General features: G+C 35.2%; 17 protein-coding genes. 11 read left to right on the top strand and 6 right to left on the bottom strand.

Features of this window, described 5'->3' with window-relative positions; genetic code table 11:
* Positions 1 to 309 precede the first annotated feature (309 nt).
* Positions 310 to 1518, bottom strand: coding sequence for a multidrug efflux MFS transporter (locus AC3WJF_RS13210; protein ID WP_492452887.1), 1209 nt, complete (start codon positions 1516 to 1518; stop codon positions 310 to 312).
* A gap of 142 nt (positions 1519 to 1660) precedes the next feature.
* On the opposite strand from AC3WJF_RS13210, the gene AC3WJF_RS13205 reads away from it, so the two are divergent.
* Positions 1661 to 2542 carry a LysR family transcriptional regulator gene (locus tag AC3WJF_RS13205; protein WP_492452885.1) on the top strand — a complete coding sequence of 294 codons (882 nt, stop codon included), beginning with the start codon at positions 1661 to 1663 and terminating at the stop codon, positions 2540 to 2542.
* 363 nt (positions 2543 to 2905) lie between these two features.
* The gene (locus tag AC3WJF_RS13200; protein ID WP_492452893.1) at positions 2906 to 3220 is read left to right on the top strand and encodes a DUF3892 domain-containing protein; all 315 of its coding nucleotides are present in this window, start codon (positions 2906 to 2908) and stop codon (positions 3218 to 3220) included.
* A gap of 59 nt (positions 3221 to 3279) precedes the next feature.
* Here the strand turns inward: AC3WJF_RS13200 and AC3WJF_RS13195 are convergent, their stop codons facing one another.
* The 3 genes from AC3WJF_RS13195 to AC3WJF_RS13185 all read right to left on the bottom strand — a co-directional run bounded on the left by AC3WJF_RS13195 (position 3280) and on the right by AC3WJF_RS13185 (position 7087).
* Positions 3280 to 3426 carry an FbpB family small basic protein gene (locus AC3WJF_RS13195; protein ID WP_492452883.1) on the bottom strand — a complete coding sequence of 49 codons (147 nt, stop codon included), beginning with the start codon at positions 3424 to 3426 and terminating at the stop codon, positions 3280 to 3282.
* Positions 3427 to 4357: 931 nt separating this feature from the next.
* Positions 4358 to 5371 (bottom strand): ABC transporter substrate-binding protein, encoded by a 1014-nt coding sequence (locus AC3WJF_RS13190; protein ID WP_492452881.1) that lies wholly within the window; start codon positions 5369 to 5371, stop codon positions 4358 to 4360.
* 93 nt (positions 5372 to 5464) lie between these two features.
* On the bottom strand, positions 5465 to 7087 hold the full coding sequence (locus tag AC3WJF_RS13185) for a helix-turn-helix domain-containing protein (protein ID WP_492452879.1): 1623 nt from the start codon (positions 7085 to 7087) through the stop codon (positions 5465 to 5467).
* A gap of 281 nt (positions 7088 to 7368) precedes the next feature.
* On the opposite strand from AC3WJF_RS13185, the gene AC3WJF_RS13180 reads away from it, so the two are divergent.
* On the top strand, positions 7369 to 7752 hold the full coding sequence (locus AC3WJF_RS13180; RefSeq protein WP_492452877.1) for a hypothetical protein: 384 nt from the start codon (positions 7369 to 7371) through the stop codon (positions 7750 to 7752).
* Positions 7753 to 7758: 6 nt separating this feature from the next.
* The gene (locus AC3WJF_RS13175; protein WP_492452875.1) at positions 7759 to 8055 is read left to right on the top strand and encodes a hypothetical protein; all 297 of its coding nucleotides are present in this window, start codon (positions 7759 to 7761) and stop codon (positions 8053 to 8055) included.
* A gap of 93 nt (positions 8056 to 8148) precedes the next feature.
* Here the strand turns inward: AC3WJF_RS13175 and AC3WJF_RS13170 are convergent, their stop codons facing one another.
* Complete coding sequence (locus AC3WJF_RS13170) at positions 8149 to 8463, bottom strand: MazG nucleotide pyrophosphohydrolase domain-containing protein (protein WP_492452873.1); 315 nt, start codon at positions 8461 to 8463, stop codon at positions 8149 to 8151.
* Between the two features lie 55 nt (positions 8464 to 8518).
* Between AC3WJF_RS13170 and AC3WJF_RS13165 the strand changes: the two genes are divergently transcribed.
* The 4 genes from AC3WJF_RS13165 (at position 8519) to AC3WJF_RS13150 (ending at position 13035) form a co-directional block, all read left to right on the top strand.
* A complete protein-coding gene (locus tag AC3WJF_RS13165) occupies positions 8519 to 9079 on the top strand; it encodes an LOG family protein (RefSeq protein WP_492452871.1) in 561 nt (186 codons plus the stop codon).
* Between the two features lie 450 nt (positions 9080 to 9529).
* The gene (locus AC3WJF_RS13160; protein WP_492452870.1) at positions 9530 to 10114 is read left to right on the top strand and encodes a helix-turn-helix domain-containing protein; all 585 of its coding nucleotides are present in this window, start codon (positions 9530 to 9532) and stop codon (positions 10112 to 10114) included.
* A gap of 37 nt (positions 10115 to 10151) precedes the next feature.
* The gene (gene eutH / locus AC3WJF_RS13155) at positions 10152 to 11273 is read left to right on the top strand and encodes an ethanolamine utilization protein EutH (protein WP_492452868.1); all 1122 of its coding nucleotides are present in this window, start codon (positions 10152 to 10154) and stop codon (positions 11271 to 11273) included.
* On the top strand, positions 11257 to 13035 hold the full coding sequence (locus AC3WJF_RS13150) for an aminopeptidase P family protein (RefSeq protein ID WP_492452866.1): 1779 nt from the start codon (positions 11257 to 11259) through the stop codon (positions 13033 to 13035). Before eutH ends, AC3WJF_RS13150 begins: the two co-directional genes overlap by 17 nt.
* Before the next feature lie 562 nt (positions 13036 to 13597).
* Here AC3WJF_RS13150 and bacA read toward each other — a convergent pair.
* Positions 13598 to 14395 (bottom strand): undecaprenyl-diphosphate phosphatase, encoded by a 798-nt coding sequence (bacA, locus tag AC3WJF_RS13145; protein ID WP_492452864.1) that lies wholly within the window; start codon positions 14393 to 14395, stop codon positions 13598 to 13600.
* 784 nt (positions 14396 to 15179) lie between these two features.
* On the opposite strand from bacA, the gene AC3WJF_RS13140 reads away from it, so the two are divergent.
* From AC3WJF_RS13140 to AC3WJF_RS13130, 3 genes are all read left to right on the top strand, one after another.
* Positions 15180 to 15968, top strand: a complete 789-nt coding sequence (locus tag AC3WJF_RS13140; protein ID WP_492452862.1) for a helix-turn-helix domain-containing protein — start codon at positions 15180 to 15182, stop codon at positions 15966 to 15968.
* Positions 15961 to 16992 carry a C45 family autoproteolytic acyltransferase/hydrolase gene (locus AC3WJF_RS13135; protein ID WP_492452860.1) on the top strand — a complete coding sequence of 344 codons (1032 nt, stop codon included), beginning with the start codon at positions 15961 to 15963 and terminating at the stop codon, positions 16990 to 16992. Before AC3WJF_RS13140 ends, AC3WJF_RS13135 begins: the two co-directional genes overlap by 8 nt.
* Positions 16993 to 17311: 319 nt before the next feature.
* The coding region (locus tag AC3WJF_RS13130) for an Ig-like domain-containing protein (protein WP_492452858.1) at positions 17312 to 18817 on the top strand (1506 nt) is incomplete at its 3' end.

Here is an 18817-nt window from a genome sequence, read left to right as displayed (position 1 = left end):
GCTTATTTTCCTTTTGCTGGTTACTTGTTTAAGGACATCATATCTTATTTAAAAATAAGTGAAGTTTTTAGCAATGACGTTCTTTGGCAAAAATTGATTTGTCTTTGCGTTAGTTGAAGAACTGGTCATTTGATTATAAAAAACGCAGAGGATGCTAAAACCTCTGCGTTTTTCTGTGTAATTCGATTATCTAAAAACTATGCGATTTAGCTTGATATTGACCTTGTGAATTCAGTTTTTCTACTTCACAACCGAACTACGTAGTAATTTATGCGTGCTTCTTCGAATTCTAATCTGGTGCCTGACACCCTAATGACTATGTGACATTGTTCTTCTTCTGGAACCAACATGATTAATGCTGTACACCCATAATGCGTTTAGCAGTAGTAAGGCACTTGTGCTGAAGAACACATAGTGAATGCCAAATAATGCTGCCATTTGTCCGCCTAATACAGATCCACCAAGTGTACCAATGTATTGAGCAGATTGATTATAACCGAAAATACGGCCAACCACTTCATCTGGTGCGCTTTTTCGTACTAGGTTGTTAATGGATGGCAAGAGTCCTGCTGTTGCGAGCCCTAGACAGAAGCGCAGTCCCATGAGTTCCCATGGTGTTTTTACAAATGCTTGCGGGATAAAAATGATTCCAGCAACAATCAAAGCTCCGAATAGAATTTTCTGTGAGCCAATACGATCGGCAAGCTTCCCTAACCTAGGAGCAGCAAGAATATTGGCAAGTCCAGCAGTAGCTACAACCATTCCAGCAATCATCGATAAATGTGCCGCATGAGGTGATAATTGTTTTACATATACAGTAATTAACGGCTGAATAGACATATTGGCAATTTGTAAAATAAATGTACTTGCAAATAATGAAACTAGCAGTCTCGTATTAGGAACGAGTTTCCAAACTTGACTAAATGCTAAAGGTTCTTTATGAACAGGTGTAAATTCCTCTTTAATCAGAAATAGCACGGAAAAAAAAGCGACTAATAATAACACACTTGTTAGAACAAAGCAGCTTCTTATCCCAAAGAATTCCGTAATTACTCCTCCCATTAGCGGCCCTAATAGCCCACCACTAACAGAACCAGTTGAAAGTGTACCAAGTGCCCATCCTGAGCTTTTCTTTGGTGTTTGTGTAGCAACTAATGTTACAGATGCAGAAATATAACCGGATACAGCACCCATTAACATGCGTAATGCAAGCAATTCATACACATTTTGCACAAATGCCATCATAATTACGACAATTGCCATGCCGAGACTTGCACGAAGAAGCATTAGCTTGCGTCCCTTTTTGTCAGCGAGTCTTCCCCAAATAGGTGATACAATCGCTGAAATTAAAAAGGTTGAGCCGAAAATAAGCCCAGACCATCTTTCAACATCTGATGTGGAGTGTATGCCAAGCTGTTCTATATATAAAGGAAGCATGGGGGCAATCTGACTCATCCCCGCAGCAGTTACAAATGAACCGAACCAACAAACGAATAAATTTCTTTTCCAGTTTTCCATATAAACACCTTTCTTATGAATGCAAAATTACTTCGATTCCCGTAATAATTATATGTTTTATCATACTCCAAATAATTGATAATAACCAATATATGTATTACTATTTGCTTATAGGTTTAGAGTTATCAATAGAGGTGAATAAATGGATTTTTTACAATTAAGGTATTTTCAAACAGTAGCCCATTTTGAACATATGACAAAGGCAGCAACAGAACTAACAATTGCACAACCATCACTAAGTCAAACCATTTCAAGATTAGAGGAAGAACTAGGATTTAAGCTTTTTGATAGAGAGGGCAGAAATATTAAATTAAATCATTTCGGTAAGATTTTTTTAAAAAGAGTAGATCGTGCCTTTTCTGAATTAGATTCTGCCAAACTTGAAATGGCAGAACTCGCAGGAGAAAGTGAAAATCTAATTTCGCTTTCTGTTATGCATACCCCGTTACTACCAGATATTATTAGTCAATTTCGACAAGCATATCCTTTAGCAAAATTCCAGGTTGGAATGCATTCTCCGTTACGAGTTGTCGACCAATTAGAAAAAGGTGAAATTGATTTATGTGTTACCTATTTTCCGATTGAGAATGAAGGGATTAGCTGGATCAATCTTATGGAGGATGAAGTATTCATCGTCGTACCGGATTCCCATCGTTTTGCAAGAAGAGATAGTATACAGCTGAAGGAAGTAGCAAATGAACCATTTATTCACATGGAACCAACTAATCCATTTAGAATGTTAACGGATGGTTTCTGTGAAAAAGCGGGATTCACTCCGAAAATTGCTTTTGAGCTCGAAGAACCTGGATCCATACAAAACTATGTGGAAGCTGGACTAGGAGTATCCTTTTTAACGGAGCATACATTGCGGTATAGCAGCTATGAAAAGATTGTCCCATTGCACATTGAACAGCCTATTTGTAAGAGAACGATTGGAATGGCATGGAGAAAGGATCGGTATACACCTAAAGTCGTTCGGGAATTCCGCGAATTTTTGATAGGGTATTTTAAGGAATTGGAGTGAGTAACTATGGAGGGGGGAATGTCCTTCTTAAGAGGTATGAAGGACAAAATGAGATCCCAATTATTCAGGGAAATCATCGTTTTTTTCAACTCTTCATTGGAAATCCACATTTCTCATCTCATTTTCCTCGCTTTTTCAAAAAATTTCATCGGGATCCTCTGTTTTTTCCCCACCCAAAGTACAATTTTCCACAGTTTAATTGGAATTCCACATTTCTCAAATAGAAAACCTCTAAAATAATGACTTTTAGAGGTTTTATCCTTACTCTCAATCCAATGCTTAATTCCTTTTCCAGTCCTGGACCACCATACATAAAAAATGCAAAAGCAACTAACAATAACCAATATATTGGAGGTGCAAATGATGGAAGATAATTTTTATGAACAAATTTATCAAGAATATCGTGAACAAAGCTTGCAGCAAGCGAAACTCGAAGCTGGCGAAGAAAATATGATGGGAAAAGAAGAAATCATAGCAGTTAGAAAAAATGATGACGGCGATATTATTGCCTTTAAGACCAATTCAGGACGTGAGTTGGATTATATTACAGCATTAGATGAAGCTAAGGCGGGAAAGATTGCTCATATTGATGTTTTTCATAAATACGGTCGAGATATTATTCGCAGTGAACCAGATGGGATTGAAGAGAATAATTTAGATAACTTACCACACTTTTAAAAGCGGAACATTTTTTAGTTCCGCTTTTAAGTTATTTATAATAGATTTCAAAGCTTTTCTTATCTCTTGGACAGTTTTTCTTCTAACTTCTTTTCCAATTCGATAATAAATTTCTCGTCTTTTTCCATCATTTTTTTATTTTGGTCAATTAAATCATGTAGATTAAAAGACTTAGTATTGTGTAATTTTCGAAGTCTAGTTTTCATAATAATCTCCAATCTATAAAAAATTTAATAATTTATTATTTATTATAATATAAAAAAATCAAAATAAACCATATAGTCAGTTTATTTCACAAATTCTTAACAATATATTAATACTATAGCTATAATAATATACGAACATTAAAAACACCTTAAAATTGGGAGAAAGAAAAGATTTGTTTCTGATTAAAAGTTTTATACAAGGATTTTCCGTATCGGCACCGATTGGTTTGCTTTATATCGAGAGGACCCTCTCAAGGGGTGCGAACATTGGTTTTTTACAGGAATTGGGGCTGTAACGGCAATCATTGCTGCATTTAGTTTTTCGATAGTATCAGTATTTTTACTTGATTACCATTCTGAACTTTGTAGGAATGTTTACTGGATTAGGGTATAATCAGGCAACAGATTCATGTCTCATAATATCGGTTCTATTAAGGTTCTAGAAAAAGCAGGGTCTCATAAAGAGGGAATTGCAAAGAAAAATGTTAGGATTAATATTAGGGGATTGTATTCTTGAGGAGTTTAGGATTAAGTAGGGTGAATCGTACCACAAGTAAATGGGGTTCTGTATTACTGAAAATATAACGAACCCAAAATACCAAGATATGAATAAAAACTTGTATATTTTTAGCTGTTAAATTGATGAAAATGTGTGTGATAAAGAAAGTCACTGAACTATCCTGCTAGATAGTAAAGTGACTTTCGGAAATTGTTTGAGCATTCTTGTTAACCGTTATACTTGGCAGACTGTAGAGACGATCCTGCAGTACTGAATCAGCTTTCAGATCAGGCGCAAATTCAAGAACTGTTACATGCTTCACAATGCCTGTGAGATCAATAGCTGCTTCAATACATAATCAGTCATCATCCCAACAGAAGGACAAAAGAACACTCCAATTTTTATCTGTTACCATACAACAAAGGAACGTATTTATCTAATTGCAGTCAACACTTTTACAATGTCATCAATTTTCATCCCATCGGCGATTGGACCGCTCAGTGCCCAATGTCGAGCGGATACTTTGAACGCATGGTCCTGTGCGACTGCGGGAATCGCCTTCCATACATGCAATTGTTCCACTTCAGACGATTTGTTGACATCCTTCTGGAAATCTGATTCAGAAGCCATGGATGCCCCATAATCCATAAACAAATAATCTGCAGTTAGTTCCGGGAGCTTCTCTAGAGATAACATCGTACCTCCCCAAGTATCTTTGCTTTTTTTCTGGAATTCCAAAATCTTAGGATCCGGCTTCAGACCTAGATCGTTGTAGAGGACAGATGTCCACGCATAATCCGGGAAGTCCACTTCCACATCCTTCGTTGACGGACGGAGGAATGCGACCGTTTTCCCTGTGCCAACGGCTTGTACGATCGTCTCTTTTGCTTGCTTCACTTTGTCTTGATACGTCTGGAGCACTACTTTCGCCTGATCCTCCTTGCCTAGTGCTTTACCAATATCAATCATACTTGACTGCCAATTATCTCGAACAAAAGCAATCGTAGGTGCGATTTTGCTAAGCTGTTTGTATCCTTTTTGATCCGTCATGTAGGTATTCATGATAATCAAATCGGGATTAGCTGCTGCAATCGCCTCCAGATTGACATCGAAGGAACTGTTAATCGGTATTTTCTTTTCTTTGATTTGAGAGTCTAAATAATAGCCATCCGTGCTGAAAGCCTGAACGAGTGGCACATTGAGCGAAAGTAATATGTCTTCCATTCCAATTGAGACGATCCGCTTAGGATGAGCTGGAATCGCTGTTGTGCCGTAATCATGTTTGACTGTTACTGTCGTTGGAGTAGTCGGAGCTTTTCCCGAAGAGCTTTCGCCACCGCTTTTCCCACAAGCTCCAAGAACAAGCATGAGCGTTAGCACTCCAACTAAAAACACAGCAGCGTAGATACGCCGATTCTGTGGTCTTTTATTTGAATATCCATGCATATATTATAACGCCTCCTGATATTGATAATCATTATCATTTACTGATTATAGCAAACAGGCATTATTCTGTATATCCACGATTATGCGGAATTTTTATAGATGTTTGCACAAAATCAATTGTGCGGTTCTATCAAGCAAGCGGTCCTGATAAAGTGCCGAATTTTCGAACCAAGGATAAACCCATGCCTGATGTCCTTGCTGCAAATGAATGGTGTTCTCCCTAACTTGCTTAAGCCCGTTCCATTGTTTATCTTCTTGGAGCCTCTTCCAGTGTAATTGCGAATGGAAATCGCCATTTACGTTGACGATGAACCGACAGTTCTCCTCATACTCTGATAAACGTTCAAGCTTAACAGGAGCATACCAATCGATGTCTTTTACCAGTGAAGCCGGTGCTAAACCAAGATCGTCATAAAGGACGGTCAATGCTTTGCGTCCCCATATTTGCAGATCATTCCCAGCCACCTTCAGTACCAGCACTTTTTCATCCAGGACAATGTTATGGATTTGCTCACGAACTGACTTCGTTTTCTGTTCATAACGTTCCAACCAAGATGCCGCAACTTCGGTCATTTCCAAAAAATCGGCTACCATCCACAAATGCTGACGCCAATCAGCTTCCATCCAGGGAAGCAGCAGGACAGGTGCAATTTCGCCAAGACTAGCGGCTTCGTCAGGTGAGATTGTGCTATTCAGACCAATGATACAATCAGGCTTCATCTGCCGTAATACCCGACGGTTGAAGTCGTAATGATGTCCAAGCGGCACCGCGATATCACTACTATATTTTCGGCTAAATTCGTCGGTCCAGTAATGATCAAGCGGAGCAGCGTGCGGCACAACCTGAAGCGGCAGCAGTTGTCCAAGTATTGGCCAACTATAAGCCGCCACTTTGTGCCTTCGGTTATGAAGATAGACACCTGGTGCAATCCCGACTTTCTTTTTGAATACAGTACGGAAATACTGTTCACTCCCGAAGCCGACTTGATCGGAGATTTCTCCTATCGATAAACGGTTCTCCAGCATTAATTTCTTAGCATGTTGGAGCCGCACTTCAGTTAAATATTCGACGATGCTTTTTCCGTAGCGTTCCTTGAAATTACGCATTAGTTGATATCGGCTCACTCTCGATAACATGGCCAGATCGTCAACCGAGAGATTTTCCTGGTACCGGCGGTCAATCTCTTCCTTGACAAAATCCGGTGCTTCCATATCTCGGCATTCTTGTTGTTCAACCAACAGTGACAACAATTCGTAAAAGCCTGCCTGAGCTCGCATTAGATCGGCCGATGTGGCTCGTTCCCAGTAAGAGTGGACTATATTGCCTAGGTGAACGGTGGCTGGAATTCGGTACTCAAATGTCCTGAATTCCAATTTTGCCGTTATATCCTGATCCATTTCCCCACCTGCGACTTGTCCTTGCTCAAATTCGAGAAAATACATCGTCTGTTCCTCTTTCGAAGGGCCACCCGTCTCTACCCATTGTCCGGGATGACAAACGATTACAGTGCCGGAAATAGCATGAATCCGAACACCGTCTACAATAACCCGGCAAGGCCGTGAGCAAATTATTATCCGATGCTGAATTAGTTGATCCTTTCGAAATAACCATTCCTGACCGCTGTATAGTACTTTTTCTACGTGAATGAGTTTGAACCATGTGCTGTTCAAAAAGCTCTGGTCGTTTCTATGTGGTATGTATGTATCGTTAGACATTGTAGTTTCTCCTCCTCATGCATTATTTTATATGATAATTGATAATCATTATCACTACAATCCTATCATTTTGGAGTTGTGAGCTTGTTTTTCATTATAACGTCGCTTTTACTGTATTCAAGCACGCCTGCATTGTTGCCCATACTGATTTGACGAGGAGTTGTGGAATGTTTTCAATTAAGATCTTTGGAAATATTTATGGAGAGAAAGGGGTACAGTAAAAACCATTACATACCGTGCCTTGGGGAAACTTTAAAAAAATATCAAGAAGGAGGATATATATGGAGGATAATCCAATTCGTAAGGAAATAAATTCTATTAAACTTCCTAAAGAACTAGATAGGAGAATTATCGATGGTTTTATGCAAGCAGAGCAAGAAATGAATAATCAATTGATAAAGAAAAAGAGAAATTTAAAAAAGAAAATCGTTCTCTGTTCCTCAGCTGCTGTCATTTTTATAGGACTTTTTATAAGTTCTACTTTTGTTTCACCAACAATGGCTACATTAGCTTCAAAAATACCATTGTTCAATAATGTTTTAAATAGAGGACCGATTGCTGATGCATTAATTGAACATCTAATGGAACAAGGTTTTGCAATAAATAGCCTATCCCAAAGTAATCATATAATCTCAGTGTCTATAGATCCTAAACAATATTATTAGCAAAAGATGAAAGTAGAACAAGCAGCGGAACAATATATTCAACAACAAGGATACAGCAACATTGAAATAAAGGTAAAAAAATATAGCGGTTCTAATGTAGTGAAGAACGTTAAAGAATATCCTATAGAAAATAGGGATTTTATCATGGAAATTTCAAAGAAAATGAAAGAAGCAGGGTTTGATACAAAATACATTCAATACCAGACCATATTCAAAATATCTAATGAGAATCACCCTATTTTTATTGTTGTAATGCCACTATTTTGCCTTTTGTTGGAATGTCAACACCAAACTGGAAAATAAGTGTTCATTCTTATCTAGCAAGAACTGTTTACTTTAGTTTATCAGTCACAACTTTTAGGTGGTTTTATATTTTATTAAACATTATATGCCTCCTTACTGGTATCGTTTTGTTAGTTTATCTTTATGGCTTGACATAATTTCAGTTAAATCAATATGGTACTTATCAGCTATAATAAATAAATTATCAAGAACATCACCTAGTTCTTCTTTTAAATTCTCAATTTGAATTTCTTTTGACAGAGTTACCTCATCAGGACGATCACGACCAATTTCAATAGTTCGAATCGCTTTGGAAACTTCACCAACCTCTTCCGTTAAAAAATTCACACGAATAAAGGCATTTAAGTCATACCAACCTCGTTTTTTATAAAATTCTGTTATCCATTTTTGATATTCAAAAATATTCACTGAAAATCACTCCTTATACTTCTATAATAATAGTAGCATAAAGGAGGAATAAAATTTGAATATATCAGTTTATTGTGGGGCAAGTTTAGGTAATAGCGAATTATATGTAGAAGCAGCAAAATCACTTGGTAAATGGATTGCCGAAAATGGTCATACTTTAGTATATGGCGGAGGAAAAGCTGGTCTAATGGGCGTCATAGCAGATGAAGTTTTATTACATAACGGTAAAGTAATCGGTATTATTCCAACGTTTTTAGTCGATAGAGAGCTAAGTCATCCAAATTTAACTCGTTTAGAAATTGTTCATTCCATGTCTGAACGTAAAAACAAGATGATTGAATTAGGAAACTGCTATATTGCACTACCTGGGGGACCTGGAACTTTAGAAGAAATCTCTGAAGTAATTTCATGGGCAAGAATTGGACAACACCAAAACCCGTGTATTTTATTCAATGTAGATGGCTATTATGATAAATTAAAAGATTTCTATGATGATATGGTAACGAATGGTTTTTTAACTGAAGCAGATAAAAAAGGAATCTTGTTTACTAACTCTTTTATTGAAATCGAACATCATATTACAGACTATGTTCCACCCATGGTACGAACATATTAATTTTAGGTAACAACTTCTATCAATGTAAAATAGATGTTCTAAAGGGGCAATTATGATAGAGATTGGTAGTTCTTAAAAAATCGCACATAAACTAGTTATGGTGAACCGTATCATAAGTAAATGAGGTTTTTTATGAAAAACAGAGACAGCACCGTTCCATTTTGTGTGGGAGGTGCTGTTTTGATTAGATAAACATTTGTTGCATGAAGTTATATTTGTTGAGCTAGTTCTTCATATTTTATTATTTAACAATCAATCTAGGCGCATAGATCTAATAGATCAAGCGTCTTTTTTTGTGCCAGATTGTGTAATTCTACGGACTGTTCTTGAGAGAATATATGACAAGGTTAATTAAAATAATTTCATATTTATAAAATAATTTCACGATAGATTGAATATTGCACTAATATATATTATATTATTCATAAATATGAAATTTGGAGTGAAATGATGAATATAGGAATGGAAATAAAGAAATTGAGGACTGAAAAAGGCATTACTTTGAAAGAGTTAAGTGAAAAAAGCGAACTATCTGTTGGATTTCTGTCTCAATTAGAAAGGGGGCTTACTACCATTGCAGTTGATTCACTTGAAAAACTAGCTGATATTTTGGAAGTACATTTAACACATTTTTTTGATTATCCACTTAAAAGGAAAGATATGGTTTTAAGAAGTTATGAACAAGAAATAATGGATTCAGTAGAAGGAGGTTTTATTAAGTTTAGTTTAAGTACAGATTTGGAAAATAAACAACTTGTTCCAAGGCTTATAGAAATACTTCCTCAAAAGAAAGATGAAGAAATATTATCCTATAGGCATGAGGGAGAAGAGTTCATTTATGTTTTAGAGGGTATATTAACAGTTTACATAAATGGTAAGAGGCATGAAGTGTATCCTGGTGACAGTGTTCATATGGACTCAAATATTGACCACAATTGGGCTAATTATACTAACAAAAAGGTCAAGCTCTTAGCTGTTAATACTCCTAATTATATCTACAATAGTGGGTTTTATACTACAGATGCTGATAAGTAAAGACATTATATAAAGTTAATAGAAAGTGATAATAACAATGGATAAATTTGTATTATATCTAATCGGTTCTTTTTTTGTAATCGGAGCTATTGATTATATTACCGGAAATCATTTGAAACTGGGTGGGAAATTTGAGGAAGGCATAAAGACCATGGGGGCTTTAGGGCTTGGCATGATAGGAATACTTTCTTTAGCTCCTATATTTACAAATTTTTTAGCCGCTGAGATTATTCCAATCTGTAGATTTCTTCATCTAGATCCTTCTCTCGTTCCCGCAGCTTTTTTAGCTGTAGATATGGGGGGTTATCAAATGGCTAATGAGCTAGCATTGACAAAGGAAATGGGGGCATTCTCAGGAATTATCATCGCATCCACTTTAGGAGCCACAATTAGTTTTTCAATACCTGTTGCGTTAGGGATGCTTTCTAAAGAGGATGAAAAATATTTTTCTAAGGGTGTGTTGGTTGGAATTATTACTATACCAATAGGATGTCTCGCAGCAGGCTTATGGCAAAAAATAAATATAAATATATTAGTATGGAATCTGGTACCTATATTTGTTTTTGCTATTATTTTAGGGGCAGGATTATTAAAAGCTCCACATGTTTTTATAAAAGTCTTTAATGTATTTGGAAAGTTGATAATGAGTTTGAGTATTGTTGGATTACTTTTACAAGGTATAGATGTGATATTCGGTGTAAGGCTTGTCTCAGGATTGGCACCACTATCTGAATCTACTGTTATAGTAGGCAAGATCGCATTTGTTTTAGCTGGAGCATATCCTATGCTAGCACTTGTTAATCGAATTTTTAAAAATAGTTTTGAAAAAATAGGGGAGAAATTTGGCATTAATTCAGTGTCAGTAGCAGGGATTCTAGGAAATTTGGCTAGTAATCTGTTGATATTTGGAACATATAAGGAAATGAATCCTAAAGGAAAAGTGGTATGTACTGCCTTTGGAGTAAGTGGAGCATTTGTATTTGGTGGTCAATTTGGATTTGTGTCAGGAGTAGCCCCAGAAATGTTAGGAGCTTTTATAATATCAAAGCTTACAGCCGGATTAATTAGTATAGTACTAGCCGCATGGCTGTATGATCGTGAAAGTAAAGAATTTAGTCTTAAGGAAAATGGAGGTATTAGTAATGAATATCAGGGATAGGATCGAAAAGTTAAGGCAATTAATGAAAGAAAATCAAATGGATGCTTATATAATTCCCAGTTTTGATGCACATCAGAGTGAATATGTAGCAGAACATTGGAAAGGTAGACAATGGATATCAGGATTTACAGGGTCAGCAGGTACTGTAGTTATTACATTAAAGGATGCTGGGTTATGGACAGATGGCAGATACTACATTCAAGCTGAAAAGCAGCTTGAGGGATCAGGAATCAGATTATTTAGAATGATGGATCCTGGGGTGCCATCTTATACAGAATGGCTAGCAGATGTTCTTAAAGAAGGAAGCATTGTGGGCTTTGATGGAAATGTTTTTTCAATTAATATGGTTAAAAAGATGGAAAAAGAACTAAAAGCAAAGAGAATCGTATTAAAAATGAATCAAGATTTAATTGGTGATTTGTGGGAAGATAGACCGGAAATTCCTAATGGACCAATTTTTACTCATGACGTAAAATATGCAGGCAAATCACGAGTAGAAAAATTAAATGAAATAAGAGAAGAAATGAAAAAGAAAAGAGCGAATTATTATATATTAACTTCCCTTGATGACATTGCATGGCTTTTGAATATAAGAGGGGCTGATGTCCCTAACAATCCAGTTGTAATAGCTAATGTAATCGTAGCAGAACATAAATGTTATTTATTTATTGATTCTTGCAAGGTTCCTTCTTTGGTTAAATTAGAACTGGAGGCTGAAGGAATCGAGTTAAAAGCGAATCATGAAATACAGACATTATTGGAGAATCTTACAAGCGAAGATGCCGTTATTTTAGATACGAATAAAACAAATATCAGTTTATATAATGCCATTAACAGTAATACAAAGAAAATTGAAATTCCTAATATCACGACTAATTTAAAAGCTATTAAAAATGAAGTTGAGACAAAAAATATAAAATGGTGTGAAATAAAAGATGGTTTAGCCATGGTGAAATTTATAAAATGGTTAAAAAATTCTGTAGATAAAGAAGAAATTACAGAGATTACTGCAGAAGAAAGATTAGAAGATTTAAGAAGGGGGCAGGAAGGATTTGTTGGACCTAGCTTTGATACGATAGCAGGTTATAAAGAACATGCTGCACTGATGCATTATAAAGCTAATAAAAAAACGCAGCATACTCTTAAGAATGAAGGTCTTTTTCTAATTGATTCAGGCGGACAGTATTATGATGGAACAACAGATATTACACGAACGATTGTTTTAGGAAAACTTACCGATGAACAAAAAAGAGATTTTACTTTGGTGTTAAAAGGATTTATCGCATTAAGCTCAGTAAAATATTTATATGGAGCAACTGGTTCTAACTTAGATGTTTTAGCAAGACAACCAATTTGGCAATATGGTTTGGACTATAAATGCGGGACAGGACATGGAGTAGGTTTTTTCTTGAATGTTCATGAAGGGCCACAAAGCATAAGGAATGATAATAATAATGTTATATTAGAAAAAGGCATGATTATTACGAATGAACCAGGAATATACCTAGAAGGTAAATATGGAATTAGAATTGAAAATATGATGTTAGTAGTTGAAGACGAGAAAACAGAGTTTGGTCAATTTATGAAGTTTGAAGCAATCACGTATTGCCCTATTGATTTAGCTGGTATCAATAAAGATATGTTAACAGATAGTGAAAAGCAATGGTTAAACAATTACCATCAAGAGGTATACACAAAGCTAGCTCCTTATTTAAATGAAGAAGAGAGAGTATGGCTAAGGGAAGAAACTAGGGAAATATAAATAGGTATTGCCGAATACAAGTAATATTATTGTCTTAAAGTATAAAGTCAATGAAATTCACTAATCTTTATGCAGATTCCTTTTAAGTACAAGTAGAAATTGCAAAAGAGACATACGGATTAAATGGAATTCTAGGTGTTTACTTTATGATTAAGTTGGATCTAATCATTGATTTCAGATAAAAAGAAGCGATTCAAAAATAGAAAAAATTCATATAGATGTGCCACGAAGAACCGTATCATAAGTAAATGAGGTATATATATTTCAGTTTTAATTATAAGAAGGTAAATAAGAGTTCACACCAACCTTTGAGTTGGATATGAATAAGCCTGAATTTTTTAGATTCAGGCTTATTTTATAAGATTAATTCAGTTTCTTCATAGAAATACAAACTTAGCGGGAGGAAATGGAGGAATTACAAATAATACCCTATTCATTTCTCTTTTGATTTGAATAATACCATCGTAATTTCTTTATTAATTCTTCCAATAGCTGAGCCTAATCTTTGTCCTCGTTGTTTTTGTTAGACTTGTAATGTTTAATAGGCTTCTAGTTAAAATTATTAAAGTAGTACAAAGATAATAAATAAGGCAGCTAATGCAATTCGGTAATAAGCAAAAACGCTTAAACCAACCTTTGTTAGTATTTTAAGGAACAATACCACTACTAACATGGCTACAACAAATGCAGTAATAAAACCGATAGCGAACAAAGGAATGTCGCTTGTATGTAGAAAATGTAAGCTTTTAATAAAATCCAAGCCTGTCGCACCTACCATAATAGGGAGAGCAACCAAAAAGGAAAATTCTGCTGCTGTTTTGTGATTTGCACCAACTAGTAACCCTCCGGATATGGTAGATCCAGCACGAGAAAAACCAGGGATTACTGCTAAGCATTGGAATAGTCCAATGGTAAAAGCTTGCTTATAGCTCAATTCATCCACTGTGTTAGAGGTGAATTTTCTATGTTTTTTTTCTGCAAATATCATTAATATTGCACCTGCTATAAGGCTAAATACCACAACTTTAGGTGAAAAAAGTTGGTTTTTAATGAAGTCATGTAGCAATATCCCTACTATTGCAGCAGGTATTACCCCCAATATGATGTGAATAGCATCTAATCTTTTTTCGGGTTTCCCAATTGAACTAAAATTTAATAGAGAAAGGTATCTTTTCCAATATAAAACTAAAATAGCTAGCATAGAACCAAGTTGTATAATTACTTCAAAAGTATTGGCTTTTTCACCCTCAAACCCTAATAAGCTACCAACTAAAATCAAGTGACCAGTTGATGATACCGGCAAAAATTCGGTTAATCCTTCTACGATTCCTAATATAAAAGCTATGATATTTTCATGCATGTTTTCCTCAATCCCCTCATTTGTTGTTACTAACTGTATGTAAAGTAGATCTATCGATTTTATTGATTCCAGTTTTTTGTTAGAGCATACGTGATCGTGTAACTCTATTTATTTCAAGGTGGACGGTATCTTTGAAAATAGCAATTTTCATAAAAATCCACTCCTGTAAAATAATTGGTTCTCACAATCAACATCATCTGAAACCGCAAAAGTATTCTCCATTCAATCCCTCCAAATAGTAAATTCTCTTTTATTGTATTAAGAAATCGGTTGTTTCTGCTTAAGTTAAGGTAAAGAATATGTAAAGATTATGTAATTTTAAAGCACTAAGGAAACCTGAAAATATCATAAGCAATCGAATTTAGAAAATATTCATCTCACCTATGTAGGTACTGCTTTAGAAAACGCTCAGTATTTTTTCTTGAGGGGTTTGCAGAGGATTTGAAATGGACAGAAGTAGTAGGATTCCCCTTATGGACTACGTAGAGAGCCATGTAGTTCAAAAGCTAGGACAGATTGAAAAGTTTCTAACGAGCTGTTATATGGAAGATGAATTCAATGGAATAACCATTTTTAGCTATAGACCTTTCGATAATTAAAGCTAATAGTAAAAGCCTCATTTAGATATATTATGATGATGCATATCATAAGTAAATAAGGTTTATTTTAACTTCATAAAAGTTAGTGAAGAGTTTCCTGAATAGCAAACTATTTATTTTTGAATTTCCTCTTGACCTTAAAGTAACTTTAAGATGTAACATTGAATTATAGGAGGTGTAATGGTTTGAGTAAGTTCATGTCAATACAGGATTTCGCTGAAATAACTGGTATTTCCAAAAGTGCATTAAGGTATTATGAGTCACAAAATTTACTTCGTTCAGTCAGTAGAGACATCAGTGGGTATCGAGTTTATTCGGAAGATCAAGTTGCAGTAGCTAAATTAATCTCAAGTTTACGTTTGGCAGATGTACCAATAAAAAATATTCAAGCGTATTTAGAGGAAAGCGATGATATAACACGACAAAAAATGATGGATAATTGGATTCAGATGATAAAGGGAAGGCTAGATATTTTAAATGTAAGTTTACGCTACTTAGAAAGTGACTATACAAGCCGAAATATCTATCTTTTAGAGAAAAGCGCAGAAAAAGTTATTTGGTTTTTAGCAGAATCAGAAATTGGGAAATTCAGAGAGATTGTTACGAAGAAGGGTAAAGAACTTGAGAAATTAAATATTCCAATAAAAAGTTGTTATTTAAAATATATTTCTGGAAAAGACGTGATTAAAGTCCAATTTGGATTCGGAATACCTTTTGACATACAGCCAAACAAGGTAACTGAAATGGATTTGCTAGAACATATGCCTGCTTGTATTTATATAGCTATGTCTTTTAATGATCCAATAACAAAAATTCAAGACGGCTATCGGAAATTAATAAACTATGCAAACGAAAATAACTGGGTTCCTACAGGTTCAATATTAGAATGGTATCGTGGGGATGACTTCACAAATCTCGATTTAATATTGCCTGTTACTCAATTTGGAATAAGGGAGGATACGAAAAATGTATAAAAATGAAGAGTTAGTTGTAAGAATAGTAGAATTGACAGGAAACTATTATCAATTTGGCTTGGAACAAGGTAGAGAATTACGGTCATTACCGAACTTAGAACAATTGGACCAACTGAAAAAATTAACTATTAACTCAAATGAACGCAAGGCGAAGGAACTACTAAAGAATGTTTCACCGAATCTTTTTCAAGAACTAATAGGCTTGGCGGAAGGATTAGATATGGAATTAGATACTACCATTAAACTTTTTAGTGGGTATGATGTAGTATTTCCAGAAATGGGGTGTACAACCTTGGTGAATGAGGGCTATTACGTACGCAATTATGATTTTAGCCCGGAAATGTACGATGCAAGACTTGTATTTACGAAACCAACCGATGGCTATGCTAGTGTGGGTTTTAGTGAACTAGTAATTGGAAGACTTGATGGAATGAATGAAAAAGGGCTCGTCGTAGGGTTACATTTTGTAAATAACCAACATAGGGAAGAAGGATTTATTGCACCTGCTATTGTTAGAATGCTTTTAGAACAATGTGCAAATATTGAAGAGGCGCTAAACTTCATTACAAAAATACCTCATGGTTATTGCTACAATTACTCCATCACAGATCAAAGTGGCACAAGTGTAAAAGTAGAAGCTTCTCCACAACAACAGATCGTAAATTTCACAAATCCGCTTATTTGTACAAATCACTTTGAGTCAGAAAAATTGAGAGAGAAAAACAAAATAGGAGTACAAGGATCGATAAAACGTAAGGAGTATGTGAGTTCCTTATTATCGGAAAGTTTATCACCCATGTCTGCTTATCATCATTTTAATGATGAAAGTTCCCCGATATTTTTTAAACACTATAAAGAGTATTTTGGTACGTTGCATACAGTTGTCTATTCCCCAAAAGATTTAAGCATCATAATTGGAGTTGGTGGGAATTGTACACCGATGACGTTTTCTCTAAAAGAATATAAGGAGGGGACATTAATTCTCCCTGAATATATTAAAGGGACAATTAATCAATCTAAATAAAAAGGACATATTTCTTGTGGAAGTTAGCGCAAGAATTTTATAAGTATAATTAAAAAACTCATTTAAGTACACAATGAAAGAACCGTATCCTAAGTAAAGTGCGGTTTTTTCTATAAAGCAAAGGCAGCACCATTCCAGTAGTATGGAAGGTGCTGTTTTAATTAGATGAACATTTGTTGCATGAAGGCTGATATCATTTATTCACCCTAAATTCATACATATGAATTTATTTTTTGAAAAGTTTAAACGTCTAGAGCGCAGAATTGCGGCATAAATAAATTTGAGAGAATAAAGCCTTTAGAGCTGGGGAGGAGAATCTATGGTTAGGTATTTGAAGACAATATTCCTTTTTATGCTAATATTTATGTGTTTTCAAGGGTATATCCCTGCTAAAGCAAATACAGGGACAGATGTTAGTGGAACCATTTATCAGAATACTACATGGACGAGGGCAGGCTCTCCATATTATTTAACAGGAGATATTCAAGTTAACTATGGTGTTAAATTAACGGTAGAACCAGGGGTGACGATTGAAGGGAATAATAGGCGTATTATGGTGGACGGGGATTTTGAAGCGGTCGGGAACCCTAATTTAAAAATAATATTAAACGATGTGATTTTTAACGATCCATATTACGATCCAGTTTCGGCTTCTATCCACCTTGAAAATGCTGACATCATTCAAAGTGGTAATAAAAGTTGGGGGCTTATCACAAATTTGATTTTAAAAGATTCAAGGATCTTCAATTTATCAAATCCCTTAACCCTTTTTTATCCGCCAAAAGATGTTTTTATCGAACGGAATGTTTTTATCAATTCATGCGGAATAAATGTTAGAACATACCTTGATGCCAAGGTAAATATATTAAATAATGTATTTTACAATTATACAGACTATGCTGTTTCCAACTTGGATACTACCGGAAGTTCTGAAACAATTGTTGCAAATAATTCTTTTTTAAAATCTAAGAATAATGGAAGCTATGCATTACTTTTACCTGCTGGTTATCCGACGGCAAAAATGACAGCGATCAATAACTATTGGGGAACAACAGACGAAACAGCGATCAAAAAAATGATTTTTGATAAAAATAACGAGCCTAGCTCTGGTTCTTATATCAATTACAATCCTTATTTACTGGCACCCGACAAAAATACACCGTATATAAAACTTGTCCCGCCAGAAAAACCGATTGTTTATGATGTTACTGACAAAAGTGAGTACATCACGGGTAATGCTGAAAAACTTTCTGTTATTAAGGTAGTAAACGAAAATAATGATCTTATTGGGGAAACGACAGCCGGTCAGAATGGGGATTTTAGAGTTAATATAAAACGACAAAACGCTGGTAGTAAATTATACGTTACGGCCACAGATGATTGGTTTAATAAAAGTGAGTCAACCATAATCACCGTCAAAAAATTTATAGCTGTTCCCACTGTCAACCCAGTAAATAATAAATCAACTTTAGTGACAGGAAAAACAGAGCCAGCATTAATTGTCACTGTAAAAATCGGAACAAAAGCATATACAGCAAAAGCAGATGGAATGGGGAATTACAATGTCACAATTCCGGTCCAAAATACGGGAACAACCATTTCCATTTCAGCAAATGATAGTGAAGGAAATGTCAGCTCCGTAAAGACTACAACAGTAATCAGAGCTGCGCCGAATATGCCAAGAGTCAATCCAGTAAATAATAAATCAACTTTGGTGACGGGGGAAGCAGAGCCAAAAGCAATCATCACCGTAAAAATCGGAACAAAAGTATACAAAGCTAAAGTAGATGAACTTGGTAATTACAAAGTGACAATTCCAGTCCAA

It is taken from the genome of Heyndrickxia sp. FW510-T9 (assembly GCF_058781025.1).
This window is presented reverse-complemented; position numbering and strand designations above follow the sequence as displayed.